Annotated in this window: 20 protein-coding genes and 1 pseudogene; 16 read left to right on the top strand and 5 right to left on the bottom strand. The window is 71.5% G+C overall.

Going from position 1 to position 25110, the window contains the following annotated elements; all coding sequences use genetic code 11:
• Window positions 1-49: 49 nt before the first annotated feature.
• Both IE274_RS07100 and IE274_RS07095 read right to left on the bottom strand, forming a co-directional pair.
• Window positions 50-1456: a polysialyltransferase family glycosyltransferase gene (locus IE274_RS07100; protein WP_190114773.1), complete on the bottom strand. Its 1407-nt coding sequence runs from the start codon at window positions 1454-1456 to the stop codon at window positions 50-52.
• 17 nt (window positions 1457-1473) lie between these two features.
• Window positions 1474-2454, bottom strand: a complete 981-nt coding sequence (locus IE274_RS07095) for a glycosyltransferase family 2 protein (protein ID WP_190114691.1) — start codon at window positions 2452-2454, stop codon at window positions 1474-1476.
• A gap of 198 nt (window positions 2455-2652) precedes the next feature.
• Here IE274_RS07095 and IE274_RS07090 point away from each other — a divergent pair, with 198 nt between their 5' ends.
• The 13 genes from IE274_RS07090 to IE274_RS07030 all read left to right on the top strand — a co-directional run bounded on the left by IE274_RS07090 (window position 2653) and on the right by IE274_RS07030 (window position 19641).
• A complete protein-coding gene (locus IE274_RS07090) occupies window positions 2653-4026 on the top strand; it encodes a DUF6716 putative glycosyltransferase (protein WP_190114690.1) in 1374 nt (457 codons plus the stop codon).
• A 131-nt stretch (window positions 4027-4157) separates the two neighbouring features.
• Window positions 4158-5462, top strand: coding sequence for an N-acylneuraminate cytidylyltransferase (locus IE274_RS07085; RefSeq protein ID WP_190114689.1), 1305 nt, complete (start codon window positions 4158-4160; stop codon window positions 5460-5462).
• A 13-nt stretch (window positions 5463-5475) separates the two neighbouring features.
• Window positions 5476-6417, top strand: a complete 942-nt coding sequence (locus tag IE274_RS07080; RefSeq protein ID WP_190114688.1) for an N-acetylneuraminate synthase family protein — start codon at window positions 5476-5478, stop codon at window positions 6415-6417.
• A gap of 129 nt (window positions 6418-6546) precedes the next feature.
• Window positions 6547-7758 carry a hypothetical protein gene (locus IE274_RS07075; RefSeq protein ID WP_229909292.1) on the top strand — a complete coding sequence of 404 codons (1212 nt, stop codon included), beginning with the start codon at window positions 6547-6549 and terminating at the stop codon, window positions 7756-7758.
• A 590-nt stretch (window positions 7759-8348) separates the two neighbouring features.
• On the top strand, window positions 8349-8975 hold the full coding sequence (locus tag IE274_RS07070; protein WP_229909290.1) for a hypothetical protein: 627 nt from the start codon (window positions 8349-8351) through the stop codon (window positions 8973-8975).
• A 417-nt stretch (window positions 8976-9392) separates the two neighbouring features.
• The gene (locus IE274_RS07065) at window positions 9393-10700 is read left to right on the top strand and encodes an amidohydrolase (protein WP_190114770.1); all 1308 of its coding nucleotides are present in this window, start codon (window positions 9393-9395) and stop codon (window positions 10698-10700) included.
• A 254-nt stretch (window positions 10701-10954) separates the two neighbouring features.
• Window positions 10955-12037 carry a BMP family lipoprotein gene (locus IE274_RS07060; RefSeq protein WP_190114687.1) on the top strand — a complete coding sequence of 361 codons (1083 nt, stop codon included), beginning with the start codon at window positions 10955-10957 and terminating at the stop codon, window positions 12035-12037.
• Window positions 12038-12370: 333 nt separating this feature from the next.
• A complete protein-coding gene (locus IE274_RS07055; RefSeq protein WP_190114686.1) occupies window positions 12371-13423 on the top strand; it encodes a BMP family lipoprotein in 1053 nt (350 codons plus the stop codon).
• A 246-nt stretch (window positions 13424-13669) separates the two neighbouring features.
• Window positions 13670-15355, top strand: a complete 1686-nt coding sequence (locus tag IE274_RS07050) for an ABC transporter ATP-binding protein (RefSeq protein WP_190114769.1) — start codon at window positions 13670-13672, stop codon at window positions 15353-15355.
• Window positions 15352-16515, top strand: coding sequence for an ABC transporter permease (locus IE274_RS07045; RefSeq protein WP_190114685.1), 1164 nt, complete (start codon window positions 15352-15354; stop codon window positions 16513-16515). The genes IE274_RS07050 and IE274_RS07045 overlap by 4 nt, the downstream gene beginning before the upstream one ends.
• Window positions 16512-17774 carry an ABC transporter permease gene (locus IE274_RS07040; RefSeq protein WP_190114684.1) on the top strand — a complete coding sequence of 421 codons (1263 nt, stop codon included), beginning with the start codon at window positions 16512-16514 and terminating at the stop codon, window positions 17772-17774. The genes IE274_RS07045 and IE274_RS07040 overlap by 4 nt, the downstream gene beginning before the upstream one ends.
• The gene (locus tag IE274_RS07035) at window positions 17771-18169 is read left to right on the top strand and encodes a cytidine deaminase (protein ID WP_190114683.1); all 399 of its coding nucleotides are present in this window, start codon (window positions 17771-17773) and stop codon (window positions 18167-18169) included. The genes IE274_RS07040 and IE274_RS07035 overlap by 4 nt, the downstream gene beginning before the upstream one ends.
• A 191-nt stretch (window positions 18170-18360) precedes the next feature.
• Window positions 18361-19641, top strand: a complete 1281-nt coding sequence (locus tag IE274_RS07030) for a thymidine phosphorylase (protein WP_190114682.1) — start codon at window positions 18361-18363, stop codon at window positions 19639-19641.
• 54 nt (window positions 19642-19695) lie between these two features.
• On the opposite strand, the gene IE274_RS07025 is transcribed toward IE274_RS07030, so the two are convergent.
• Window positions 19696-20658 carry a LysR family transcriptional regulator gene (locus tag IE274_RS07025; RefSeq protein WP_190114681.1) on the bottom strand — a complete coding sequence of 321 codons (963 nt, stop codon included), beginning with the start codon at window positions 20656-20658 and terminating at the stop codon, window positions 19696-19698.
• A gap of 62 nt (window positions 20659-20720) precedes the next feature.
• On the opposite strand from IE274_RS07025, the gene IE274_RS07020 reads away from it, so the two are divergent.
• Window positions 20721-22028, top strand: a complete 1308-nt coding sequence (locus IE274_RS07020) for an MFS transporter (RefSeq protein WP_190114680.1) — start codon at window positions 20721-20723, stop codon at window positions 22026-22028.
• 204 nt (window positions 22029-22232) lie between these two features.
• Entirely contained in the window at window positions 22233-23216 is a 984-nt protein-coding gene (locus tag IE274_RS07015) for a sigma-70 family RNA polymerase sigma factor (RefSeq protein ID WP_190114679.1), read from the top strand.
• On the opposite strand, the gene IE274_RS07010 is transcribed toward IE274_RS07015, so the two are convergent.
• Window positions 23127-23531, bottom strand: a complete 405-nt coding sequence (locus IE274_RS07010) for an STAS domain-containing protein (RefSeq protein ID WP_190114678.1) — start codon at window positions 23529-23531, stop codon at window positions 23127-23129. The two genes, IE274_RS07015 and IE274_RS07010, sit on opposite strands and share 90 nt — an antisense overlap.
• A gap of 161 nt (window positions 23532-23692) precedes the next feature.
• Here IE274_RS07010 and IE274_RS40325 point away from each other — a divergent pair.
• A pseudogene (locus IE274_RS40325) lies at window positions 23693-23806 on the top strand (hypothetical protein); the annotation flags it as partial.
• On the opposite strand, the gene IE274_RS40320 reads toward IE274_RS40325, so the two are convergent.
• Entirely contained in the window at window positions 23757-24275 is a 519-nt protein-coding gene (locus tag IE274_RS40320; RefSeq protein ID WP_233103175.1) for an ATP-binding cassette domain-containing protein, read from the bottom strand. The pseudogene IE274_RS40325 and the gene IE274_RS40320 sit on opposite strands and share 50 nt — an antisense overlap.
• Window positions 24276-25110: the final 835 nt, after the last annotated feature.

The raw sequence follows: 25110 nt of genomic DNA, 5'->3' as shown, positions 1-25110 counted from the left end.
GGTGCCCGGCACGCCGGTGCCGCGCACCCCCAGGACCGCCCCGGCGCCCTCAGCCCAGCGCCGCCCGCTTGATCGACCGGGCCCGCCGCGCCACCTTGCGCACCGCCGCGTTCCGCGGGATGAAGGCGAGCTGCACCGGAATCCCGCCCGGCAGCGCCAGCGCGGTCAGCCTGCGCTTCTTGAAGTACCGCCAGGTGCGCTCGTCCAGGCGCGTGGCGAGATAGCGCTCCGTGGCCGCGCGCAGGCCCGGGTAGATCTTCGGCTGCATGGCGAAGCCCACGGCCCGCACCAGGCCGCTCAGCGCCGCCGCGTCCGGCTCCCGGCGCCGCCCGGAGACGGCCTCGCCATCGCCGAGGTCGGGCAGCAGCGCGTCGACCAGCGTGACCGGGATGCGGTTGCTGTTCTCGTACGGCTTCAGGCGCTCAAGCAGCGTCTCCGTGCCGATGCGGGCCACCGGCAGGTCGTAGAACGCGGAGGCGGTGAGCAGCGCCGTGGAGAAGCAGCCGACGACGAGCGCGGGCCGCATCCGCTGGTAGAGGACCTCCGCGAGCACCGGCGTGTCCAGGACGGTCAGCTCCACGCCGAGCCGCTCCGCCTCCTGCTCCAGCTGCCGCGACCAGCGCGCGGGGGCCGTCGGATGGGGCTTGAACACCACCCGGGTGTGCCCGAGCGCCGCCGCGCCGCGCAGCATCCGCGCGTGCAGGTCCTCTTCCTCCTCGGTGGTGAGGATGTTGAGGGCGGAGAGGTACTGGCCGAGCAGCAGCGCCGGTTCGCCGATCCGCGACACCGCGTCCAGGGCGCCCGACTCCGCCTCGCTGTCGGCGAGTTCACCGAGGACCTTCAGGAAGGTGTCGGTCGGTACGAGCTCGGGCTCGACGCCGAACTCGGTGAGCAGGAGCGGCTTCAGGCCGGGCACCAGGTCGAGGTGGAGCAGCCGTCGCACCCGGGTGCCGACCAGCGGGTCGATCTTGTTGCGGGTGGGGCCGTAGCTCATCAGGCCGTCGGCGTACACGTCGACGGGCACGCCCGCGAAGATCTGCGTGAGCGCGAGGGCCGGGTGGACCTGGATCGACTCCACGGCCAGCTCGACGTTGTCGTCGCCGAGGCCCCAGGCGAGCCGCAGATAGCGCTGCCACAGCGGCAGGTCGTCGCCGCGCGGGGACCAACTGCCCGGGTGGAACGGCGAGATGGCCTCGTTCCACGACAGGACGTCGTCGAAGCGGCCGCGCAGCCGCTCGAAGCCGGGCATCGTGTCGACGGACGGCGTGGTCTCGGGCGTCGCCGCGTTGTTGGCGATCAGGAGCACGCGCCGGTCGGCCGGGCCGAAGCGGTCGGCGTCCAGGGCGGCGGCCAGGGTGGCGACGCCGTACAGCGTGGACGCGAAGAAGATCTGCGTGGTGCGGCGGCGGGCGTCGGGGCGCGCGGCGGCGAGGGCGGCGGCGTGCGGGTCGGGCACGGCCTGGCCTGCGGGGCTCACGCGGCCACCTCCCCGGCGCCGACGGCGCGGCGGCGCAGGCGGCGGAGCCGGGTGGCGCGCTGGACGTCCATGGAGTCCAGGGCCTCGTCGAGGACGCCCTGGGGCATGCGCTTGAGCGCGGCGGCGCTCAGCGACTTCAGTTTCCGGGCCACGGCCGGCTCGAACCTTTCGATGGATCCCAGGTGGTGGGAGATGATCGCGCAGTACGTGCGCACGGCCTTCGGGAGGAGGATGTCCGCGTCGCGGTCCGCGGCCGTCTCCCGCACCACTTGATCGAACGCCTTGATGAAATCGAGCTGGCGCACGTCGCCGATCTGCGTCAGCGACGACGCGACGCCGCGCCGGTAGAAGACGCCGAGCAGCCCCACCGCGGCGAACGACTTCGCCTCCCGGTGCAGGCGCCAGATCCACGGCCGGTCCTCGGCCGTGCGCAGCCCGTGGGTGAAGTGCAGGAGCCCCTGGTCGAGCAGGCGGCGGTGGTACATCCCGGCCCAGGCGAAGGCGTAGTCCACGGACGTGGAGCGGTCGGCGGGCAGGATCACGTCGCGCGGGGACATCACCACGCCGCGCAGGCCGTGCGGCACCCGGTGCACGCTGCGGGCGCGCGCGGTGCACTGCACATGGTCGGTGCGGACGAAGTCGCAGCCCAACTCCTCCATGGCGGCGAGCAGTTGCTCGTAGTAGCCGGGCGCGAGCCAGTCGTCGCCGTCCAGGAAGGTGATGTACTCGCCGCGGGCCGCGTCCAGACCCGTGTTGCGGGCCGTGGCCAGGCCCCCGTTCTGTTCATGTCTGAGATGGACGGCGCCGGGGAGCTCGCGCGCGGCACGCTCGAGCACGTCCGGGGTGTCGTCCGTCGAACAGTCGTCGACGAAAATGAATTCGAAGTCTCCACGCGCGTTCGCGTGCAGGGACTTCAAGGTGTCGGGCGCGTATTGCTGCACGTTGTAGAACGGCACGATGACGGAGAGCTTAACCACGTGCGAGACGTTAGGTGTCGGCCCGGCATTCGTCTTGTCCCGCAGTGGGATGTCAGGTGAACGAAGCGTGGCGGAATGGTTAACCGGGCGTCCCGTCACACGTTTGCCAGGCCGATTCGCCATTCGTCGGCATGCTGTTAACCGTTTGTTGCACCTGAGTTGGGCCATCAATCGGAATGCCTTCCTAGCGTCTTCGCTGTGCCAGTAAGCAACAAGACGACGCGGGTCGCCGTGCTCGCCGACTCCGACACCCGGTGGAAATGGGGCTCGCTCACCGCGAAGCGCCTCACGGGAGCCGTCGAGGGCGGTGCGGCCGAGGCCACCGAGGCCGCGGGCGGTGCGGCCGCCCCGGACCTCCACCTCGACGGATACCTGCTCCGCGGCCGGGCCACCCCCACCCCCCGCCAGCTCGAAGAGGTGGGAGTCCGCGCGGACAGCATGCGCGAGGTCACCGCCATAGAGTTCCTGAACGCCGTCGGGTCCGCCCGCGACGAGGAGGCGTACGACGTCGTCGTCCTCGCCCTCGTCGGCGGCGCCGTCCAGGCCGTCCTGCACGGCCTCGCCCGCGCCTGGAACGGCATGGCCCGGCGCCCCGTCGTCGTCACCGGCTACGTCGGCGTCGTCTACGAGAAGCTGGCCGACGGACTCCTCCTGCGGCACGGCGCGGACGTCGTCCTCGCCAACTCCCGCCAGGACGCCGAGCGTTTCCGCGCGGTGTACGAGGGAGTGGGCGCCGACGCGTCCGGCGTCGTGGAGGCCGCGCTGCCGTTCCTCGGCGGCGAGCCGTACGCGCCCCGCGACCCCTACACCGTGGTCTTCGCCGCCCAGCCGTCCGTGCCGGAGAAGCGCGCCGACCGGGCCTACCTGCTGTCCCGGCTCCTCCAGCACGCCCGGCGCCACCCCGAGCGCGAGGTCCTCCTCAAGCTGCGCAGCAAGCCCGGCGAGCACACCACGCACATCGAGGAACTGCCGTACCAGAAGCTGGTCCGCGGCGCGGAGCAGCCCGCCAACTTCCGCCTCGTCTACGGGCACATGGGCGAGGTCCTCGACCGCACCGACCTGCTCGTCACCATCAGCTCCACCGCCGCCCTCGAATCCCTGCACCGCCGCATCCCCACCGCCGTCCTCACCGACCTCGGCGTCCGCGAGGCCCTCGGCAACCACGCCTTCATCGGCTCCGGCTGCCTCGCCTCCTGGGACCAGCTCGACGCCGGGCAGAGCCCCGAGCCCGACCCCGACTGGGTCGCCCGGCAGGGCGTCGCCGCCGACGGGGCGTACGAGACGGCGTTCGACGCGGCCCGCGCCCGGGTGGCGGAGCTGACCGGCCTCGCCCGCGACGGCCGACTCCCGCCGATCCAGCCGTACTACACCCAGGTCACCGCCCCCGGCTACCTCCCCGGCATCCTCGCCCGCCACCACCTCGGCCCCGACGCCGCGCCCCTGCCCGGCGCCCCGTCCGCCGACCGCGACCCGGGCCCCGTCCGCCAGGCCGTCCGCAGCGCGGCACGCGGGGCGTACCGGCACGGGGTGCAGCGGGTGGCGCCGGTGATCCGGCGGATGGGGGAGCTGTGAGGGGGCCGGAGGCGGGCGCCGCGATCCCGCCGCAGGGACCCGCCCGGCCCGCACCGACCACCCCCGCCGGGCCCACGCCGACCACTGCCGCCCCGACCAGCCCCCCACCAGGCATCCCTGAAGGAGCCTCCATGTCCAAGCCCCACCCAGCGGGCCCGTCCCACCCGGAGGGCGAAGCGGTGCGCCGCGTCCTCGCCGTCATCCCCGCGCGGGGCGGCTCCAAGGGTGTGCCCGCCAAGAACCTCGCGCCGGTCGGCGGCGTCCCGCTGGTGGCCCGGGCGATCCGTGCCTGCGTGGCCTCGCCGCTGGTCACCGACGTCGTCGTGTCCACCGACGACACGGTGATCGCCGAGACCGCCCGCGCCGCCGGGGCCGAGGTCGTGCTGCGCCCCGCCGCCATCGCCGGGGACACCGCGACCAGCGAGGCCGCGGTGCTGCACGCCATGGACGGCTACGAGGAGCGGCACGGCGTCACGGTCGACGTGGTCCTGCTCGTGCAGTGCACCAGCCCCTTCATCATCCGCGAGGACGTCGACGGCGTGGTCGGGGCGATCACCCGGGGCGGCGCGGACACCGCGCACACCGTCGCGCCGTTCCACGGCTTCGTGTGGCGCGACGCCGGGGACGAGCCGCCCGCCATAGAGGGCGAGCGCACGGCCGCCGAGGGCGGTACGACCACGGTCGTCACCGACACCACCACCTCCGGCGGCTACGGCGTGAACCACGACAAGTCCTTCCGCCCCCGCCGCCAGGACCGCCCCCAGGACCTCCTGGAGACCGGCGCGGTGTACGGCATGGCCGCCACCGGGTTCCGCACCCACAAGCACCGCTTCTTCGGGCACACGGAACTCGTCCGCACCGACCCCGCGCGGGTCCTGGAGATCGACGACCCGCACGATCTCGCCCGCGCCCGCGCCCTCGCCCCGCTCTTCGACGCGGACCGCGACGGGGCGCTCCCGACCCGCGCCGACATCGACGCGGTCGTACTCGACTTCGACGGCACCCAGACGGACGACCGGGTGCTGATCGACTCCGACGGACGGGAGTTCGTCACCGTGCACCGCGGTGACGGGCTCGGCATCGCCGCCCTGCGCAGGTCGGGCCTGACGATGCTGATCCTGTCCACGGAACGGAACCCGGTCGTCGCCGCCCGCGGACGGAAGCTCGACATCCCCGTCCTGCACGGCATCGACCGCAAAGACCTCGCACTGAAGCAGTGGTGCGAGGAGCAGGGCATCGCTCCCGAGCGCGTGCTCTACGTCGGCAACGACGTCAATGACCTCCCGTGCTTCGGCCTTGTCGGCTGGCCCGTGGCGGTCGCGAGCGCCCACGACGTCGTGCGCGGCGCCGCACGCGCGGTCACCTCCGTCCCCGGTGGTGACGGCGCGATCCGAGAGATCGCCGCCTGGATCCTCGGCCCCTCCCTCAACAGTTAAGGAAAGTCCCCCCATGAGCAACACGGCCTCCAACGACCGCCTGCGCACGTTCGGTTCGAAGACCGCGGGCCCCGGCCACCCGGTCTACATCACCGGCGAGATCGGCATCAACCACAACGGCGACCTGGAGAACGCCTTCGCGCTCATCGACGTGGCCGCCGACGCCGGCTGCGACGCGGTGAAGTTCCAGAAGCGCACCCCGGAGATCTGCACCCCGCGCGACCAGTGGGACATCGAGCGCGACACCCCCTGGGGCCGGATGACGTACATCGACTACCGCCACCGCGTGGAGTTCGGCGAGTCCGAGTACCAGGCCATCAGCGAGCACTGCGCCAAGCGCGGCATCGACTGGTTCGCCTCCCCGTGGGACACCGAGGCCGTCGCCTTCCTGGAGAAGTTCGACGTCCCGGCCCACAAGGTCGCCTCCGCGTCCCTCACGGACGACGAGCTGCTCCGCGCCCTGCGCGCGACGGGCCGCACGGTCATCCTGTCCACGGGCATGTCGACCCCGAAGCAGATCCGGCACGCCGTCGAGGTCCTCGGCTCGGACAACATCCTGCTCTGCCACGCCACGTCGACGTACCCGGCGAAGGCCGAGGAGCTGAACCTGCGCGTCATCAACACCCTCCAGGCCGAGTACCCGAACGTCCCGATCGGCTACTCCGGCCACGAGACGGGCCTGCAGACCACCCTCGCGGCCGTCGCCCTCGGTGCCACCTTCGTCGAGCGCCACATCACCCTCGACCGCGCGATGTGGGGCTCCGACCAGGCCGCCTCCGTCGAGCCGCAGGGCCTGTCCCGCCTCGTCCGCGACATCCGCACCATCGAGGCGTCGCTCGGCGACGGCGTCAAGAAGGTGTACGAGTCCGAGCTCGGCCCGATGAAGAAGCTCCGCCGCGTCGCGGGCGTCGTCGCCGAGTCCGAGACGGGCGACCGCGAGCTGGTCGCCGTCTGACACCTGTCGGCCCACCGGCGCCCCGGGAACGCGGGGGCGCCGGTTCCGTCGGCTCCGGCCCCGGTCCACGGGGCCGGGTCTTCGGCGGCTCCACGGGGGACCGCCGCACCGCTGCACACGGGAGGACTCATGTCAGTACGAACCGGTCGGCGCGCCGCCCCCACGACGACCGCCGACGGCACGCTGGCGTTCGTGGAGTCGCCGGTGCAGTTGCTGAACGTGCTGGAGTGGGCGTACGCGGCGGGGATGGCGACGGCCGCCCGCACCCCGGACGAAGAGCCCGACCCCGAAGCGCGACCCGAGGACCGGCTCACCCTCGTCGTCCTCTCGCCCACCGACCCCATGACCCGGGGCCAGCTCCGCCGCATGGCCGAACTGGCGCGCGGCGAGGGCTTCCAGGTGCGCTGGGAGGAGGCGCGCGGCGGCACCACGGCGCCGTTCCACACGATCGGCGGCCTCGCCGGACCGCTGCGCCGGGCCCGCCGGATAGTGATCGGCGACCCGTTCTCCCGTTACGTACAACTGCTCCTGACCATCACGCGCGCCCGCGACCTGGTGGTGGTGGACGACGGCACGGCCACGATGGAGTTCATCTCCCAACTGGCGCGCGGCGAGCGCCTGGTGCGCTGGCACCGACGCGGCGGCCGCCCCGGCGCGCGGGACGTGGTGTTCATGCCGGTGTCGTCGAAGGCGCGCCGCCGCCTGACGCCCGACGGCGACCGCAGGGTGGAGGTCTTCTCCTCCATGCCGATCGAGACGGCCCCGGACGGCGTGACCGTCACGGTCAACTCCTTCGCGTGGACCCGGGCCCGCTTCGGCCCGCCGCGCATCACCAAGGGCGCGGACCTGGTCGGCACGTCCCTGGTGGAGACGGGCGTGGTGGACCTCGACCGCTACATCGAGGCGGTGGCGGCGCTGGCCCGCACGCACGGCGCGACGCGCTACTTCGCCCACCGCCGCGAGAGCGCGGAGAAGCTCCACCGCCTGGCCGTCGACACGGGCCTCCAGGTCGTACGCCCCGACCTCCCCCTCGAACTCATCGCCCGCAGAGGCCCCATCGGCCGCACCATCCTCAGCTTCCCCTCCACCGTCGTCCACACCCTCCCCCTCGCCCTCGCGGGCACCGAGGTCAAGGTCGCGGTCATGGACATCGACCCGTCCTGGCTCACCGACACGGCGTCGCCCCGGGCGCAGGGGTTCCTGTCGGGGGTTACGGGGACTGCTCGGGATGTGCACCGGCTGGCTTCGGAGGCCGACGACTCTGCGGCCGCGGAGGACCCGGAGGGCCTTGCGGCTGCCGCGGGGTCACCTTCGACACTGGGGCAGACGGCCCCGGCGTAGACCGACCAAGGTGGCGCTGGGCGGTGACACTGCCGCCGAGCTCGCGGGCATCTACGACTTCGGCACCCAGTACAACCCGGACGGCACCGTCCAGTCGCAGAGCGTCCCCGCCGCGGGCGGACTCGGCCCCGAGACCCTCACCTGCACCTACGACGACCTGCAGCTACGAGCCGTCATGACGGCGGGAGGCTGGACGTACGCCGCACTCGCTTTTCCGGGAACTCCGGGAACTCCGCGAGCATGCCGTGGGGCGGACAGGTCGGCGCCCCCTCGCGGGGAGGCGACAACGGCGCCGACCCCTCCCGGGGACCGGGAGAGCCCCGGAAGACCTGGGACGCGTCCGCCTCCCTACCTTCGGAACGCCGGGCGGGGAGGATTGGGCATCGTTGCTGATTTGTCCTGGCGAATGAATCGTCAGGTAGCCCTGGCAGAGGGTTACTTCGGGGTCATCTGTCTGAACTCGCCTTCTCTGTTGGTGTTTGCGTACGGCAAGTGAGAGGTCCGCCTCACCAGCAGGGGGGCGCCTGGACTCCCCGCATGGCGGCCTCCTACTCTTGCCGCTCACTCAGTTTCCGTACCAGGAGTCACCTTTGCTCTACCGAAAGAACATCCTCCGCTTCGGCGTGCCCGCAGCCGTGCTCGCACTCACGCTCACCGCGTGCGGCGGGGACGACGGCGGCTCGAAGAAGTCGAACAGCAAATCCAAGAACGAGGCACCGGCGGCGGACTCGAAGGACAAGCCGGCCGGGGACAAGTCGACCGGCGGCGGCGCGCTCGGCGTCGGCAAGAGCGCCACCGGCAAGGTGAAGGAGGGCGCCACCCCCGTCACGTACGAAGTGGTCGCGCAGAAGGTCGACGTCGGGACCGAGGCCGACACGCAGAAGATGGTGCGGGACCCGAAGAAGGCCAAGGGGCTCGTCCCGGCCGTCGCGCACCTGAAGTTCACGCACAAGGGCGGTGGTGTCGTGAAGGAGACTCCCGACGTCGCCGACACCACGGAGATCTGGGCCGACGGCCGGCGCGGGGGCCTCGTCATCGGTGCCGCCGAGGACGCGCCCGGTTGCGACGACCCGCTGGACATCGAGGGCTGGAAGCAGGGCGAGAGCCACGAGCTCTGTGAGACCTACCTCGTGCCCAAGGGCGCCAAGGCCCTGGAGGTCCACTGGGCCGAGAAGGAGGACGGCGAGCCGTACGTCTGGAAGTTCGCCGGCAAGTAGACGTACACCGGCAAGCAGACGTACACCCGTGCGCGGGTGCACGACGACGGCGCCGCCCTCGGCAGGGGAGGGGCGGCGCCGTTCCCGTCGGCGGGCGGGGGCCCGGCGGCCACACGCCCCCGGGGGCACCCGCGCCGAGCGGTCATCCGCCCGCCGCCGCCCGTCAGCTGCCCGTCAGCCGCTTGGCGCGATCTTCCCGCGCCCTACGCCGCAAGGATGACCCCACACCCAGAGGTGGAGCCGAATGACCTGCGGTGATCGCTCTCCGCCTAGCGGAGGTAACTAATCTTCATACCCGCCGTACCAGCCGGACATGCGCACGCGGCCAGCTTTCTTACCTCAATCTGGCTGAACTTTTGTTGATCGAGCCGTAGTTGACCCGTCGATCGCCTTACCCTTCACAGGGTGAACCAATTGATGTCCCGCGAGTCCGAATCCGAGTCCGTGCCGCCCGGAGATCTGCCCGGCGCGCTGCCAGAAGAGCTGCGCGCCGAACTCGTAGCCTTCCGTCGCGACTTGCATATGCATCCGGAACTGGGCCACCAGGAGTTCCGCACCACCGCGGCACTGAAGGCCCGGCTTGAGGCAGCGGGGCTCGAACCCCGCGTCCTGCGCACCGGCACCGGGCTCATCTGCGACATCGGGGTCACCAGTCCAGGGGGTACAGGAGGCACCAGTACAGGGGGCACAGGAGACAGGGGGCGCACCGGCACCGGCGCCACCCCCGCGACCCGCCCCCGCCCCGTCCTCGCCCTCCGCGCCGACATCGACGCCCTCCCCATCCCGGACACCAAGACCGGCGTGCCCTACCGCTCCACCGTCCCCGACCGCGCCCACGCCTGCGGCCACGACGTGCACACGACCGTCGTCCTCGGCGCCGGGCTCGTGCTCGCCGAGCTCGCGAAGCAGGGACTGCTCCCGCAGCCCGTGCGGCTGATCTTCCAGCCCGCCGAGGAGGTGCTGCCCGGCGGCGCCACGGACGCCATCGAGTGCGGCGCCCTGGACGGCGTCGGCCGGATCATCGGCGTGCACTGCGACCCGCGCGTCGACGCGGGCCGCATCGGCCTGCGGCACGGGCCGATCACCTCGGCCTGCGACCGCCTGGAGGTCTCGCTCGACGGCCCCGGCGGCCACACCGCACGGCCGCACCTGACGACGGACCTCGTCACCGCCGCCGCGAAGGTCGTCACCGAGGTCCCGGCCCTGGTGTCCCGCCGCATCGACGCCCGCTCGGGCCTCGCCGTCACCTGGGGCCGCATCGAGGCGGGCCACGCCTGCAACGTCATCCCCCAGCACGCCGAGCTGTCCGGCACCATCCGCTGCCTCGACCTCGCGGCCTGGCGGCAGGCGCCCGACCTGGTGCACGGCGCCATCCAGGAGATCGCCGACCTCTACCGCGCCAAGTCCGAGATCAACTACGTCCGCGGGGTCCCGCCCGTCGTCAACGAACCGGTGGTCACGGACCTGCTCAGGGACGCCATGACCGCCCGGCGCGGCGCCGCGTCCGTGGAGGACACCGAGCAGAGCCTCGGCGGCGAGGACTTCTCCTGGTACCTGGAGCACGTCCCGGGTGCCATGGCGCGGCTCGGCGTCCGCACCCCCGGCGAGCGCGGCGTCCGCGACCTGCACCAGGGCGACTTCGACGCCGACGAACACGCCATCACCGTGGGCGTCGAACTCTTCACGGCCGCGGCCCTCATCGACGGCGCGAACCGCCCGAGTTGACGGCGCGACGGGGCGCCCGGAAATCCACCGGGCCCCGCCGCCACCCCGATCAACGCCCGCGTAACTCCCCTTACGCGGGCGTAACCCGTACCGTCCCGGACACTCGCGACGCGCTCCGCGACGCACCCCGCCACGAATCGATAACGGCCACCGCCGGACCCGTTCCCCTCCCTTTCTACGCGCGTTAATGTGCGCCGAAATCAGCGCCGTCACAGGTGCGTTGGGGAACGTTCGAAACGTAAGGGGTGCGTCCTATGCGTCGGCGTCGGGTGTCGAGGATTTCCCAAGTGGCCGTGACGGTGGCGACGTTCGCCCTCGTGGCCTCCGCGTGCGGTGGCACCAGCAGCGATGCCGCCAAGGACGACGACGGGGGGAAGAAGGACGACGGGAAGTACGCGGCCAAGGGCATAGGCCTCGCGTACGACATCGGCGGGCGGGGCGACCAGTCCTTCAACGACGCCGCGTTCTCCGGGTACGAGCGGGCCCGCAAGGACTTCAAGATCGGCGGCATCGACATGGAGCCGGGCGACGGCGAGTCCAGCGCCGACAAGACACAGCGCATCGAGACGCTGGCCCGGCAGGGCTACGACCCGGTGATCGGCGTCGGATTCGTGTACGCGCCCGCCGTGCAGGAAGTCGCGAAGAAGTATCCGAAGGTCACTTTCGGGATCATCGACGACGACACCGTCAAGGCCGACAACATCGCCGATCTCGTATTCCACGAGGAACAGGGTTCATATCTCGCCGGTGTCGCCGCCGCGAAAGCGACCAAGGTCAAGCACGTCGGATTCATCGGCGGTGTGGACATCCCGATCATCCACAAATTCGAGGCCGGGTTCGTGCAGGGGGTGAAGTCGGTCGACCCGAAGATCAAAATCGAGAAGCGGTATCTGACGGAGAAGCCCGAGGAAGGCGGCTTCGCCAGTCCCGACAAGGGCCAGGACGCGGCCAGCGGACAGCTCGAAGCCGGGGCCGACGTGCTCTACCACGCGGCCGGGCTCTCCGGGCAGGGCGTGATCCAGGAGGCCGGGTCGCAGCAGAAGTGGGCGATCGGCGTCGACTCCGACCAGTACAAGCAGAAGGCGCTCGCCAAGTACAAGAAGTACATCCTCGGCTCCGCCCTGAAGGACGTCGGCGGCGCGGTCTACGACCTCACCGAGTCCGTCGTCGAGGGCAAGCCGATGACCGGCACCCAGCGCTACGACCTCAAGTCGGGCAGGGTCGGCTTCTCCGACGCCAACCCGGCGTACCGGGACATGAAGGATGTCGTGGCCGCCGTCGAGAAGGCCAAGAAGGACATCGTCGAGGGCAAGGTGAAGGTCAAGACCCGGCCTTGATCCGGGTTTTGTGTGGTGTGTCCGACGTCGTACGTATAACGGCGTCGGACCGCCGTACCCGGGTCGTACGTATAACCCGTTGGCCCCCGGTGAATCCGCCGCAGTTCAGGCCTCCGATGGCCGCCGCACCCGCCCGTCACCCGCCCGACGCCTGGTGGCCACAGCTCGATAACGGACCGGACAGAAGGGTTCTTATGTCAGGTCTACGCGCGTTACGCTGCGGCGAAATCAGCGCCGGGTGAGGCGCACTGCACGTACGTGGCCGGTCGTGTGTCCCCAGGTCCGCCAAGCCGCGTCCGTACTCACGTCCTTGTACATAAGGAGTTCGTCTCTATGCGCCGGGTGTCCCGAATAGCGCTCGCGTCTGCCGCGACCGCCGCTCTCGCCGTTTCCGCCACCGCCTGCGGCGGTACCTCCAGCGACGCCGCCAAGAACGACGACGGCAAGAGCAAGGGTGTCGCGATCGCGTACGACGTCGGCGGCGCGGGCGACCAGTCGTTCAACGACGCCGCCACCGCGGGCATGGACCGTGCCTCCAAGGAGCTCAAGGTCGGCAAGAAGGCCGTCGAGCCCACCGATGGCGAGTCCGACGCCGACAAGGTCCAGCGCCTCACCGAGCTGGCCAAGCAGGGCTACAACCCGGTCATCGGCGTCGGCTACGCCTACGCGCCCGCGATCAAGGAGGTCGCGGCCAAGAACCCGGACGTCACCTTCGGCATCGTCGACGACGCCACCATCAAGGCCGACAACGTCGCCGACCTGGTCTTCAACGAGGAGCAGTCCTCGTACCTGGCCGGTGTCGCCGCCGCCAAGGCCACCAAGTCCAAGACCGTCGGCTTCATCGGCGGTGTCGACAACCCGCTGATCCGCAAGTTCGAGGCGGGCTTCGTCCAGGGCGTCCAGGACACCGACAAGTCGGTCAAGGTCAAGCGCCAGTTCCTCACCGAGAAGGCCGAGGACGGCGGCTTCTCCAGCCCGGACCGGGGCAAGGAGGCGGCCAGCGGCCAGATCGAGGGCGGCGCCGACGTGGTCTACCACGCGGCCGGTCTCTCCGGTCAGGGCGTCATCGAGGCCGCCGCCGCCAAGAAGATCTGGGCGATCGGCGTCGACTCCGACCAGTACCAGCAGAAGGCGCTCGGCAAGTACAAGAAGTACATCCTCACCTCGGCCACCAAGGACGTCGCCGGAGCGGTGTACAACCTGGTGAAGTCGGTGAAGGATGACAAGGCCGAGGGCGGCGTCGTGCGCGCGGACCTCAAGTCGGGCGGTGTCGGTCTCGCCGACTCCAACCCCGAGTTCACCAAGATGAAGGACCTGCAGGCCGCCATCAAGAAGGCCGAGCAGGGCATCACCACCGACAAGATCAAGGTCAAGACGACGCTGTAACGGCGCCGTCATGGCGGCGGAACGGGGTGTGAGGACACTGGCGCAACGGCCTCCTCGCGCCCCGTTCGCGCGGCCAGGGCCTCAACCACCGCGCCCGGCACCCCAGTTGACGGCGTACGACAGCCGGCAGGCGTCGTACTCCGTGAGCTCGGTCGGCCGTCCGGTGGCGACTGAGGCGTGAAGCAGGGGCACACCGCGTGTGCGGGTCCGGCCCCTTTCCTTTAAGTTTCCCGAGGAGAGTGCGCCATCGACGCGTCCACCAGCCCTCCGTCCACCGACCGGGCGCCCGCCTGCGCCGTCGAACTCGTCGGCATCACCAAGCGGTTCCCGGGCGTCGTGGCCAACCACGACATCCACCTGAGCGTCCGCAAGGGCACCGTCCACGCCCTCGTCGGCGAGAACGGCGCCGGCAAGTCGACGCTGATGAAGATCCTGTACGGCATGCAGAAGCCCGACGAGGGCACCATCGCCGTCGACGGGGAGAAGGTCTCCTTCGCCAGCCCCGCGGACGCCATCAGCCGCGGCATCGGCATGGTCCACCAGCACTTCATGCTGGCCGACCAGCTGACCGTCCTGGAGAACATCGCGCTCGGCAGCGAGCAGCTGCACGGCATCGGTACCGGGGCCCGCCGCAAGATCGCCGAGCTCTCCGACCGCTACGGCCTCGGGGTGCGCCCCGACGCCTACGTCGAGGACCTCGGCGTCGCCGACCGGCAGCGCGTGGAGATCCTCAAGGTCCTCTACCGCGGCGCCACCACCCTCATCCTCGACGAGCCGACCGCGGTCCTGGTCCCGCAGGAGGTCGACGCGCTCTTCGACAACCTGCGCGAGCTCAAGTCCGAGGGCCTGTCCGTCATCTTCATCTCGCACAAGCTCGGTGAGGTCCTCTCCGTCGCCGACGACATCACCGTCATCCGGCGCGGTACGACGGTGGGCACGGCCGTGCCGTCCGAGACCACCCCGCGCCAGCTCGCCGAGCTGATGGTGGGCTCCGAGCTGCCGACGCCGGAGACCGCGGAGTCCACGGTCACCGACCGGCCGATGATCGAGGTCGAGGGCCTGAGGCTGCTCGCCGACGGCGAATCGGGCCGCGCCCTCCTCGACGACATCTCCTTCACCATCCACGAGGGCGAAGTGCTCGGCCTCGCGGGCGTGGAGGGCAACGGCCAGACCGAACTCATCGACGCCCTCATCGGCCTCAAGCACGCCGACTCCGGCGTCATCCGGATGTCCGGCGAGAACATCACCGACTGGGCCACCCGCAGGCGCCGCGAGGGCGGCGTCGGCTACATCCCCGAGGACCGGCACCGCCACGGCCTGCTCCTGGACGCCCCGCTCTGGGAGAACCGCATCCTCGGCCACGTCACCGAGAAGCCCAACAGCCGCGGCGGCGGCTTCTGGCTGGACACCAAGGGCGCGCAGGCCGACACCCGGCGCATCGTCGAGGAGTACGACGTCCGTACCCCCGGCATCGACGTCACCGCGGCCTCCCTGTCTGGCGGCAACCAGCAGAAGCTGATCGTCGGCCGCGAGATGAGCCATCAGCCGCGCTTCCTCATCGCCGCGCACCCCACCCGCGGTGTGGACGTCGGCGCGCAGGCGCAGATCTGGGACCAGATCCGCGAAGCCCGCCGCGAAGGCCTCGCGGTGCTCCTCATCTCCGCCGACCTGGACGAGCTGATCGGCCTGTCCGACACCCTCCGCGTGATCTACCGGGGCCGCCTGGTCGCGGACGCCGACCCGGCGACGGTCACCCCGGAGGAGCTGGGCTCGGCGATGACGGGCGCGGCCTCCGGCCACCTGGAGCACGTCGAGGACGCCGAGAACGACGACGCGGCCGCGGACCCCGAGAACACCGACGCGGCCGCGGCCGATGCGGCCGACGCCGTCGACGTACGCAAAGAAGCCGCCCCGGAGGACGAGGCCCGATGAAGAAGTTCGACAAGGAGCGCGTGCTCCTCGCGGTGGCCGGTCCGGTCATCGCGCTCATCGCGGCCGTCGCCCTGACGTCGGTCGTGCTGCTCGCCTCGGGCAAGAGCCCGATCGAGCCGTACAGCCTGATGTTCGAGCAGGCCGGGTTCTCCGACGTCCAGGTCCTGATCATCAACCAGGCCGGGATGTACTACCTGGCGGCCCTCGCGGTGGCCATCGGCTTCCGCATGAACCTGTTCAACATCGGTGTGGACGGCCAGTACCGGCTCGCCGCGATGGTCACGGCCGTCGTCGGCGCGCACGTCTCGCTGCCGTCCGGCCTGCAGATCCCGCTGCTCATCCTGGTCGCGATGCTGACCGGCGCGTTCTGGGCGGGCATCGCGGGCATCCTGAAGACCACCCGGGGCGTCAGCGAGGTCGTCGCCACGATCATGCTCAACGCGATCGCGACGAGCGTCATCGGCTACCTCACCCTCACCGAGAACTTCGGCGTCCCGGTCGGCAACAACCAGACCACCGGCATCATGCACAAGTCCGGCTGGTTCCCCGGCATCGCCATGGGCGACTCCGGCGAGATCTACGGCTTCGTGATCATCGCGGCCCTCGCGGGCGTCCTGTACTGGCTCGTCCTCAACCGCACCCGCTTCGGCTTCGACCTGCGCGCCACCGGCGCCTCGCAGTCGGCCGCCGCCGCCTCCGGTGTGAACGCCAAGCGCATGGTGCTCACCGCCATGCTGATCTCCGGCGCGGTCGCGGGCCTCGCGGGCATGCCGATCCTCCTCGGCGACGTCCACACGTACAGCCTGAGCTTCCCCACCGGCCTCGGCTTCACCGGCATCACCATCGCCCTGCTCGGCCGCAACAACCCGGTCGGCATCGCGTTCGCCGCGCTGCTCATCGCCTTCCTCGACAAGGCCTCGCCCGCCCTCGACTACGCCCAGCCGGTGGCGTACGACAAGGAGATCGCGGTGATCATGCAGGGCCTCATCGTGATCGCGGTCGTCGTCTCCTACGAGGCGGTACGCCGCTGGGGCCTGCGCCGCCAGCAGCAGCGCGTCGGTGAGGAACTGGCCGCCGCGGCCCGTGCCGCCCGTGACGACAACGGCAACCCCGGCAACCCCGGCAACAACGACTCCGTGAAGGAGGTGGCTGCCCGATGAGCACGGCAACCGTCACCAAGGCCGCGCCCGCGAAGACCGCGCCGGGCCGCCGCCGCGTCTCGCTCCCCGTCCTGCTCCTGATCATCGCGGGCGTCCTGGTCCTGACCTCCGTGGTCCGGCTCATCACCGACGCCCACGGCATCACCTCCACCGGCCAGATGTCCGGCGCCCTGCGCCTGGCCGTGCCGATCGGCCTCGCGGGCCTCGGCGGCCTGTGGGCCGAGCGCGCGGGCGTCGTCAACATCGGTCTTGAGGGCATGATGATCCTCGGGACCTGGTTCGGTGCCTGGGCGGGCTTCCAGTGGGGCCCGTGGGTCGGCATCGTCTTCGGCGTGCTCGGCGGGGCGCTCGGCGGCCTGCTGCACGCGATCGTCACCGTCACCTTCAACGTCAACCACATCGTCTCCGGTGTGGCCCTGAACATCCTCGCCCTCGGCACCACGCGCTACCTCTCCACCTTCGCCTTCGAGGGTGAGGACGGCGGTACGTCGAAGCAGTCGCCCGGTGTGGAATCCCTGGGGAAGTTCTCGGTGCCGGGTCTCTCGGACTGGCTCCAGGACCTCAACCAGAAGCAGTGGTTCCTGGTGTCCGACATCGCGGGTCTGCTCGGCGGTCTGCTCACCGACGTCTCGCCGCTCACCCTCATCGCCGTCGCCATGGTGCCGCTGAGCTGGTTCATCCTCTGGCGCACGGCGTTCGGTCTGCGGCTGCGCTCCTGCGGCGAGAACCCGATCGCGGCGGAGTCCCTCGGCGTCAACGTCTACAAGTACAAGTACCTGGCCGTCATCATCTCCGGCGGCCTCGCGGGCCTCGGCGGCGCGTTCCTGTCCCTGGTCGCCTCCAACATCTACCTGGAGGGCCAGACCGGCCAGCGCGGCTACATCGGCCTCGCCGCCATGATCTTCGGCAACTGGATGCCGGGCGGACTCGCGCTCGGCGCCGGCCTGTTCGGTTACACCGACAGCCTGAAGCTGCGGGGCGGCGGCACGAATGTCCACGCCCTGCTGCTCCTGATCGCCATCCTTCTTCTCATCGGCGCGGCCTACCTGATCTGGCGCAAGCGCTACGTCCCCGCGGTGATCACCGCGGCGGCCTCGGCGCTGATGTTCCTCTGGTACGGCCTCACCGACGAGGTGCCGAACCAGGTCGTCACCGCCACGCCGTACGTCGTCACGCTGCTGGTGCTCTCGCTCTCCGCCCAGCGCCTGCGGATGCCGAAGGCGAACGGGATGCCGTACCGGAAGGGACAAGGGAAATGACCGCTGCCGCGGACGTCGACTGGGACGGCCTGCGGGATGCCGCGCGCGAGGCCATGTCCCGTGCGTACGCCCCCTACTCGGGCTTCCCGGTCGGCGCCGCGGCGCTGGTCGACGACGGCCGGACCGTGACCGGCTGCAACGTCGAGAACGCCTCGTACGGCCTCGGCCTGTGCGCCGAGTGCGGCCTGGTCTCCCAGCTCCAGCTCACCGGCGGCGGCCGCCTCACCCACTTCACCTGCGTGGACGGCAAGGGCGACGTCCTGATGCCGTGCGGCCGTTGCCGCCAGCTCCTGTACGAGTTCGGCGGCGTCGGCCTGCTCCTGGAGACGTCGGCCGGGGTGCGGTCGCTCGGCGACATGCTGCCGGACGCGTTCGGCCCGGAACACCTGAACTGACGGTCGGCCCCCCGCCCTTGGAATCCTGGGCGAGGGGCCACCTTCACCTCATGACTCTATGCGCGTAGAGTTCCCCTGCAAGATTGCCGTGGCGCCCAGTGATCACCGCACCATCAATTGAGCAACCCCCACGGCGAGCAATTCGGTCCGCGAGAGCGGAGCCGGTTTAGGCGCGAAGAAGGGCTGCTGCCATGGACGTTATTTCCGTCATCCGTACGAAGCGGGACCGGGGCGAGCTGAGCGACGAGCAGATCGACTGGGTGATCGACGCGTACACGCGCGGGACCGTGGCCGACGAGCAGATGTCGTCCCTGGCGATGGCGATCCTCCTGAACGGCATGAACCGCCGTGAGATCGCCCGCTGGACAGCGGCGATGATCGCCTCCGGCGAGCGCATGGACTTCTCCTCCCTCGCCCGCCCCACCGCCGACAAGCACTCCACCGGCGGCGTGGGCGACAAGATCACGCTCCCGCTCGCCCCCTTGGTGGCGGCCTGCGGCGCGGCCGTCCCGCAGCTCTCCGGCCGGGGCCTCGGCCACACCGGCGGCACCTTGGACAAGCTGGAGGCGATCCCCGGCTGGCGCGCCCTCCTCTCGAACGAGGAGATGCTGAACGTACTGAACGACGCGGGCTCGGTGATCTGCGCGGCGGGCGACGGCCTGGCCCCCGCCGACAAGAAGCTGTACGCGCTCCGCGATGTGACCGGCACCGTCGAGGCGATCCCGCTCATCGCCTCCTCCATCATGTCCAAGAAGATCGCCGAGGGCACGGGTTCCCTGGTCCTGGACGTGAAGGTGGGCACCGGCGCGTTCATGAAGACCCTGGACGACGCGCGCGAACTGGCCTCGACGATGGTGGGCCTCGGCACCGACCACGGCGTCCGCACGGTGGCCCTCCTCACCGACATGTCCACCCCGCTGGGCCTGACCGCGGGCAACGCCCTCGAAGTCCGCGAGTCGGTCGAGGTCCTCGCGGGCGGCGGCCCCGCCGACGTCGTCGACCTGACCCTCGCGCTCGCCCGCGAGATGCTCGCGGCGGCCGGACTGCCGGATGCCGACCCCGCGAAGGCCCTCGCCGACGGCTCCGCGATGGACGTCTGGCGCCGGATGATCGCGGCCCAGGGCGGCGACCCGGACGCCCCCCTGCCCGTGGCCCGCGAGACCCACACCGTCACCGCCCCCGCCTCCGGCGTCCTGACCCGCCTCGACGCGTACGACATCGGCGTCGCCGCGTGGCGCCTCGGCGCGGGCCGGGCCCGCAAGGAGGACGTCGTCCAGGCGGGCGCGGGCGTCGAGCTCCACGCCAAGCCGGGCGACTCCGTGGTGGCGGGCACCCCTCTCCTCACCCTCCACACGGACACACCCGAGCGTTTCGAGTACGCCCTCAAGTCCCTGGAGGGCGCGTACGACGTGGCTCCGGCGGGGACGGAGTTCTCGGCGCGGCCGATCGTCCTGGAACGCGTCTCGGCCTGACCGGCCTCGTCCTGGACGCCGGGCGGGGGCGTCCCCCGAGGAGGGGCGCCCCGCCTACTCCGGGAGCAGTCGCCCCCTCCTCCCCAGCAGGAACTTCTTGAACGCCGCCACCGGAGCCGTGTCCGGATGCCCCTCCAGCCACGCCACCCCGATCTCCCGCACGGCCCGCTGCCCGGTGACGGTGAGCTCGACGACCCCGGGCCGGGCCACCGCGGGCGGCGGGAGCAGGGCCACACCGAGCCCCGCCGCGACCAACCCGCGCAGCGTCTCCGCCTCCTCCCCCTCGAAGGCGACCCGGGGCCGGAACCCGGCCTCGGCGCACAGGTCGTCGGTGATGCGGCGCAGGCCGTAGCCGGGTTCGAGGGTCACGAAGGCCTCGTCGGCGGCCTCGGCGAGGCGGATGCGTTTGCGGGTGGCGAGGCGGTGGTCGTCGGGGACGACGAGGCGGAGGCGCTGTTCGTCGAGGCGGCGGGCGACGAGGCCGGGGGCGTCGGGTACGGGGGACGTCAGGCACAGGTCGAGTTCCCCGGCGCGCAGGCGGTCCAGCATGGCCTCGCCGTAGTTCTGGACGAGGGAGAAGCGGATGCGGGGGTGGTCCGCGCGGAAGGCGCGGATCAGGCCGGGGACGGTCTCGGAGCCCATGGTGTGGAGGAAGCCGAAGGCCACCTTGCCGGAGGTGGGGTCGGCGTCCGCGCGGACCGATTCGACCGCCTTGCCCACCTCCGATAGCGCCCGCTCGGCCGAGGCCAGGAACGTACGGCCGGCGGGCGTCAGCGACACCGTGCGGCCGTGCCGGGCGAACAACTCGACACCCAGGTCCCGTTCGAGCCGCACCAGCGCCCGCGACAGCGTCGACTGCGGCACCTCCAACTCCTGCGCGGCCCGCGTGACGTGCTCCGTCCGGGCCGCCCCGGCGAAGTACGCGAGCCGGGGCGCGAGCAGCCGCACGATGTGAGCTGTGTCCTCTGTGTCACTGTTCTGCGACAGGCGACCGCCTGACCTCTGCTGATGCTGCATGGGAACGATTATGGCGATTCCATGCATTGGACGCATGAGAATCATGGTCGTACGTTCGTGGCATGCCTCCTGCCAGTAGCGGGGCGTCCGCCACCCACGCGGTCGCCCTCACTCCGTCGTCCCCCGATTCCAAGTCCACCGAATCCACCACCACGCACGACTCGCGCATGGCACCGGGAGGCCCGGGCTTCCGCCGCATGAGCTTCGCCCTTTTCCTGGCGGGCGTAGCCACGTTCGCGCTGCTCTACTCCACGCAGGCCCTGCTTCCGCTGATCTCCGCCGACCTCGGCGTGAGCGCGTCCACGGCGAGCTGGACGGTGTCGGCGGCGACCGGCGCGCTGGCCCTGTTCGTCCTGCCGCTGAGCGCCCTGTCGGAGCGGTTCGGACGCCGCACCCTGATGACGGTCTCGCTGACGGTCGCGGTCGCGGTGGGCCTGCTGGTCCCGTTCGCGCCGAACATCGGCGTACTGATCGCGCTGCGCGCCGTGCAGGGCGCGGCCCTCGCCGGACTCCCGGCGTCCGCGATGGCGTACCTCGCGGAGGAGGTCCGCCCCAAGGCGCTGGTCGCCGCGATCGGCATGTTCGTCGCGGGCAACTCCATCGGCGGCATGAGCGGCCGCATCGTCACGGGCTGGGCCGCGCAGGCCTGGGGCTGGCGCTGGGCGCTCGCCGTGGTCGGCCTGCTCGCGGTGGCCGGCGCGCTGGCCTTCCGCGCGCTGCTGCCCGCCCCGCGCCACTTCACGCCGGGCACGCTCAGCCCCAAGTCCCTGGCCCGCACGGTCCGTTCGCACCTGTCGAACCCGCTCCTGTGCCGCCTGTACGCGATCGGCGCGCTGTTCATGACCGTCTTCGGCGCGGTCTACACGGTGATCGGCTACCGCCTCACCGAGGCCCCGTTCTCGCTCCCGCAGGGCGTCATCGGCTCGATCTTCCTCGTCTACCTCGTCGGTACGGCGTCGTCGGCGGCGGCCGGGAAGCTGGTGGCCCGGCTCGGCAGGCGCGGCGCCCTGTACCTGGCCGTGAGCACCACGGCGGGCGGCCTGCTGCTGTCCCTGTCGACGTCCCTCCTGCTGGTCCTGCTCGGCCTGGTCCTGATCACCGCGGGCTTCTTCGCGGGCCACGCGGTCGCGTCCTCGTCGGTGAGCCGCACGGCCACCACGGGCCGCGCGCAGGCCTCCGCGCTGTACCAGTCCGCGTACTACGTGGGCTCCAGCCTCGGCGGCACCCTCGGCGCCATGGCCTTCCACGCGGGCGGCTGGGGCGGCACGGTCGGCCTCGGCATCCTCGCCGTCGTCGGCGTCGTGTCGATCACGCTGTACGGGAGCCGGGTGGCGCGCGTGCAGCGGGTGGCGACGGCACGCACCGCCTGACGTCGGGCTTTCGGCATCCGGGCAAGGGTGCGCCGCCGGTCCACCGGCGGTGCGCCCTTACCGTAAACAACCCCTTTGAGCTGCCGTTTTCGCCGCTCCGCAGGCCATTGTCAGTGGGCTGCGGTAGCTTCCGAGGTGCTGGGAATTCCGCGTCGGCAAGACGCAGGCACCATGAGGCACGCACAGGCACAGGGGTGGGTGGGGATGAGTAGCAGCGCAGGGGCGACCACAGAACTGGACGCGGGGCTCGAAAAGCACCGCGTCGAGCTGACGGGGTACTGCTATCGGATGCTGGGCTCGGCCTTCGAGGCCGAGGACGCGGTGCAGGACACGATGGTCCGCGCCTGGCGCAGCTTCGACAAGTTCGAGGGCCGCTCCAGCCTCCGCTCCTGGCTGTACCGCATCGCGACGAACGTCTGCCTGGACATGCTGAACGCGGGCAACCGCCGCGCCCGCCCCATGGACCTGACCGCCTCCACGCCCCTCGCCCAGGCGGCCCTGACCCCCCGCGCGGACAACGTCTGGCTGGAGCCGATACCGGACGGCCGGGTCCTGCCCACCCTCGGCGACCCCGCCGAGGCCGCCGTCGCCAAGGAGTCGGTGCGCCTCGCCTTCATCGCCGCCCTGCAGCAACTGCCCGCCAAACAGCGGGCGGTGCTGATCCTGCGCGAGGTGCTCGCGTGGAAGGCGACCGAGGTCGCCGAGCTGCTCGGCACGACGGTCGCCTCGGTCAACAGCGCCCTCCAGCGCGCCCGCGCCACCCTCGCCGACCGCCCGGCCGACGACACGGCGACGTCCGACCCGCTGGACGACGAGCAGCAGAAGCTCCTGGAGCGCTACGTCACGGCCTTCGAGGGGTACGACATGGCGGCGCTCACCGCCCTCCTCGCCGAGGACGCGGTCATGACGATGCCCCCGTTCGACCTGTGGCTGCGCGGCCCGCGGGACATCACAGGCTTCATGGCGACCATGGGCGCCCCGTGCGAGGGCTCCCGGCTGCTCCCGGTCGAGGTCAACGGCACCCCGGGCTTCGCGCAGTACAAGCCCGACCCCGACAACGGCGGGTACATGCCCTGGGCGATCCAGGTCATCGAGATCTCAGCGGGCCGCGTCGCCGGATTCCACTGCTTCCTCGACACCCAGCGGTGGTTCCCGCTCTTCGGGGTCCCCCTCCACCTCGACGCATAGCTCCGCGAGACCGACCAGCCGGAGCAGCGCCCACAGGGCCGGGGTGGGGCCGCGGAGCCGCAGCCCCGTCCCCGCCCTGCGGGCGGCCAGTCCGAGCCGCGCCACCGCCTCCACGGTCATCAGGTCGGCGGTGGTGATACCGCCGACGTCGCAGATCACCTCGGCGGCGCCGGACGCGTGCGCGACGGCACACAGGTCGGCGACGAGCCGCGGTATGTCGTCCTGGCGGACGGGCCCGCTCATGACCAGCAAGTTCGGCGAATGCGCTTGAGAGACAGCCACGTTAGGGGGACCGCCCCGGCGGTCGGAACTCATCGGTAGCGGTCCCTTCGGCTTGCCCGGGATGCCTCCCGTGCCGTCCCTCGCCACCCGGCTCCGGGCGCGCACGGCGCCGCCCCCGTGCCTCCTTCGAGGCGAGAAATCCGCTCACTTCACTGCATCGAGTGGGACGAGCACCCCTGGGGCATGGTGTCGAAATGCCCTGGGCACGGTCCGCATCGGCGTGGAGTTCCATGCCACCGGCGGACGAAGGAGAAGCCTTCATGCAGCACGAAGAAGTGTACGAACCCCCGGCCATGGTGGAAGTCGGTGACTTCGCCGAACTGACCCGCGGCGAGGCCCTGGGTCCCAGCGGCCCGTGCCGGTGGAGGCGATGCGGAGCCCGGTGAGCAGGGCGGACAAGGTGGTCTTGCCGGACCCGTTCTCGCCGACCAGGGCGATGAGTTCACCGCGCCGCGGGGTGAGGCTGACGCCGTCGACGGCGGGGGTGGTGGCGCCGGGACAGGTGTACGTCACGTCCTCGGCGCGGATCTCGGCGGGCGCCCCGGCCGGGATGGGCAGGGACCCGCGCACGGCCCGCAGGGCGGCGGCCCGGCGCAGGAAGGCCTGCCAGTCCTCCAGGTACAGGCTGGTGCGGAACAGCCGGGCGGCGGCCAGGACCAGCGAGGTCAGGGCGCCGGTGGAGGTGCGGACGGCGACGACGGCCGTGGCGGCGAGGGCGAGGTCGAGGCGCCCGCCGGCGGCGAGCCAGCCGAGGGCGGCCCACGTCGAGGCGGGCATCAGGCCGCTGAGACCGGCGCCGAGCAGGGTGACGCGCAGGACGCGGGGGGCGGCACGGCGGTGGGTGGCCTTGATCCGGCCGGTGATCTCCGCGTACCAGCCCGCCAGGACGTCGGCCATGATGGTGGCGCGCGCTTCGGCCGCGGTGCGCTGGTGGGTGGCGTAGTGCCGGAGCAGGTACCGCAGATGACTGTCCGCGATGTTCTGGTGGTCGGCGCGGTGCCGGATGCGCGCGGTGGTGACGGCGGCGGTGCCCTTGGGGACCACGGCGAGCACGAGCAGCGGCAGCAGTACGGGGTGGAGCACGGCCAGGACCGTGGCGGCGGCGACGAGTTGGCCGAGCGCGGAGAGCAGCGCCTGGGCGTCGGCGATCAGATTCTCGGTCGCCTTCGCACCCCGCCCCGCGGCCTGCAGCCGGTCGGCGAAGCCCGGTTGGTCGTACGCCTCCAACTCCACCCGCGGCGCCGCCGCGAGAATCCGCAGATCAGCCTCGGACGCGACCTCCGGCGCCAGCCGGGCGGAGGCGTACACACCGAGCGCGTCGGCCCCCGCACGCACCCCGGCCGCCCCCGCGACCACCAGCAGCGCCGGAGCGGCCGCCCCCACCCGCTCACCCACCGCCCCGCCGTGAAACAACTGCGCCAACGCCCCCGGCAACGCCGCGAGCCCCACGACCGAGGCCCCCACCACAGCCAACTGGCACCCGGCGAGCCACCCCATGGCCCCCCGGTCGGCAGCCCACCCCAGCCGCACAGCGGCCCCGAGCGCCTGCGGCAACCGCGAGGCCATCCGCCACCAGGAGGCATCAGCGATGTCCTGGAACCGAGAGTCACTG

Source organism: Streptomyces flavofungini, assembly GCF_014650815.1.
Taxonomy (GTDB): Bacteria; Actinomycetota; Actinomycetes; order Streptomycetales; family Streptomycetaceae; genus Streptomyces; species Streptomyces flavofungini.
Note: the sequence above shows the minus strand (reverse complement) of the source record. Positions and strands in the feature narration are given on the sequence as shown.

What these genes read in the sequence shown, in the direction of transcription:
- IE274_RS07035 (WP_190114683.1), top strand. Translation starts at nt 17,771, where the DNA reads ATGACCGCTGCCGCGGACGTCGACTGGGACGGCCTGCGGGATGCCGCG.
- IE274_RS40320 (WP_233103175.1), bottom strand. Translation starts at nt 24,275, where the DNA reads ATGCCCGCCTCGACGTGGGCCGCCCTCGGCTGGCTCGCCGCCGGCGGG.
- IE274_RS07060 (WP_190114687.1), top strand. Translation starts at nt 10,955, where the DNA reads ATGCGTCGGCGTCGGGTGTCGAGGATTTCCCAAGTGGCCGTGACGGTG.
- IE274_RS07010 (WP_190114678.1), bottom strand. Translation starts at nt 23,531, where the DNA reads ATGAGTTCCGACCGCCGGGGCGGTCCCCCTAACGTGGCTGTCTCTCAA.
- IE274_RS07075 (WP_229909292.1), top strand. Translation starts at nt 6,547, where the DNA reads ATGTCAGTACGAACCGGTCGGCGCGCCGCCCCCACGACGACCGCCGAC.
- IE274_RS07045 (WP_190114685.1), top strand. Translation starts at nt 15,352, where the DNA reads ATGAAGAAGTTCGACAAGGAGCGCGTGCTCCTCGCGGTGGCCGGTCCG.
- IE274_RS07030 (WP_190114682.1), top strand. Translation starts at nt 18,361, where the DNA reads ATGGACGTTATTTCCGTCATCCGTACGAAGCGGGACCGGGGCGAGCTG.
- IE274_RS07015 (WP_190114679.1), top strand. Translation starts at nt 22,233, where the DNA reads ATGAGTAGCAGCGCAGGGGCGACCACAGAACTGGACGCGGGGCTCGAA.
- IE274_RS07065 (WP_190114770.1), top strand. Translation starts at nt 9,393, where the DNA reads ATGTCCCGCGAGTCCGAATCCGAGTCCGTGCCGCCCGGAGATCTGCCC.
- IE274_RS07025 (WP_190114681.1), bottom strand. Translation starts at nt 20,658, where the DNA reads ATGCAGCATCAGCAGAGGTCAGGCGGTCGCCTGTCGCAGAACAGTGAC.
- IE274_RS07085 (WP_190114689.1), top strand. Translation starts at nt 4,158, where the DNA reads ATGTCCAAGCCCCACCCAGCGGGCCCGTCCCACCCGGAGGGCGAAGCG.
- IE274_RS07055 (WP_190114686.1), top strand. Translation starts at nt 12,371, where the DNA reads ATGCGCCGGGTGTCCCGAATAGCGCTCGCGTCTGCCGCGACCGCCGCT.
- IE274_RS07020 (WP_190114680.1), top strand. Translation starts at nt 20,721, where the DNA reads ATGCCTCCTGCCAGTAGCGGGGCGTCCGCCACCCACGCGGTCGCCCTC.
- IE274_RS07080 (WP_190114688.1), top strand. Translation starts at nt 5,476, where the DNA reads ATGAGCAACACGGCCTCCAACGACCGCCTGCGCACGTTCGGTTCGAAG.
- IE274_RS07040 (WP_190114684.1), top strand. Translation starts at nt 16,512, where the DNA reads ATGAGCACGGCAACCGTCACCAAGGCCGCGCCCGCGAAGACCGCGCCG.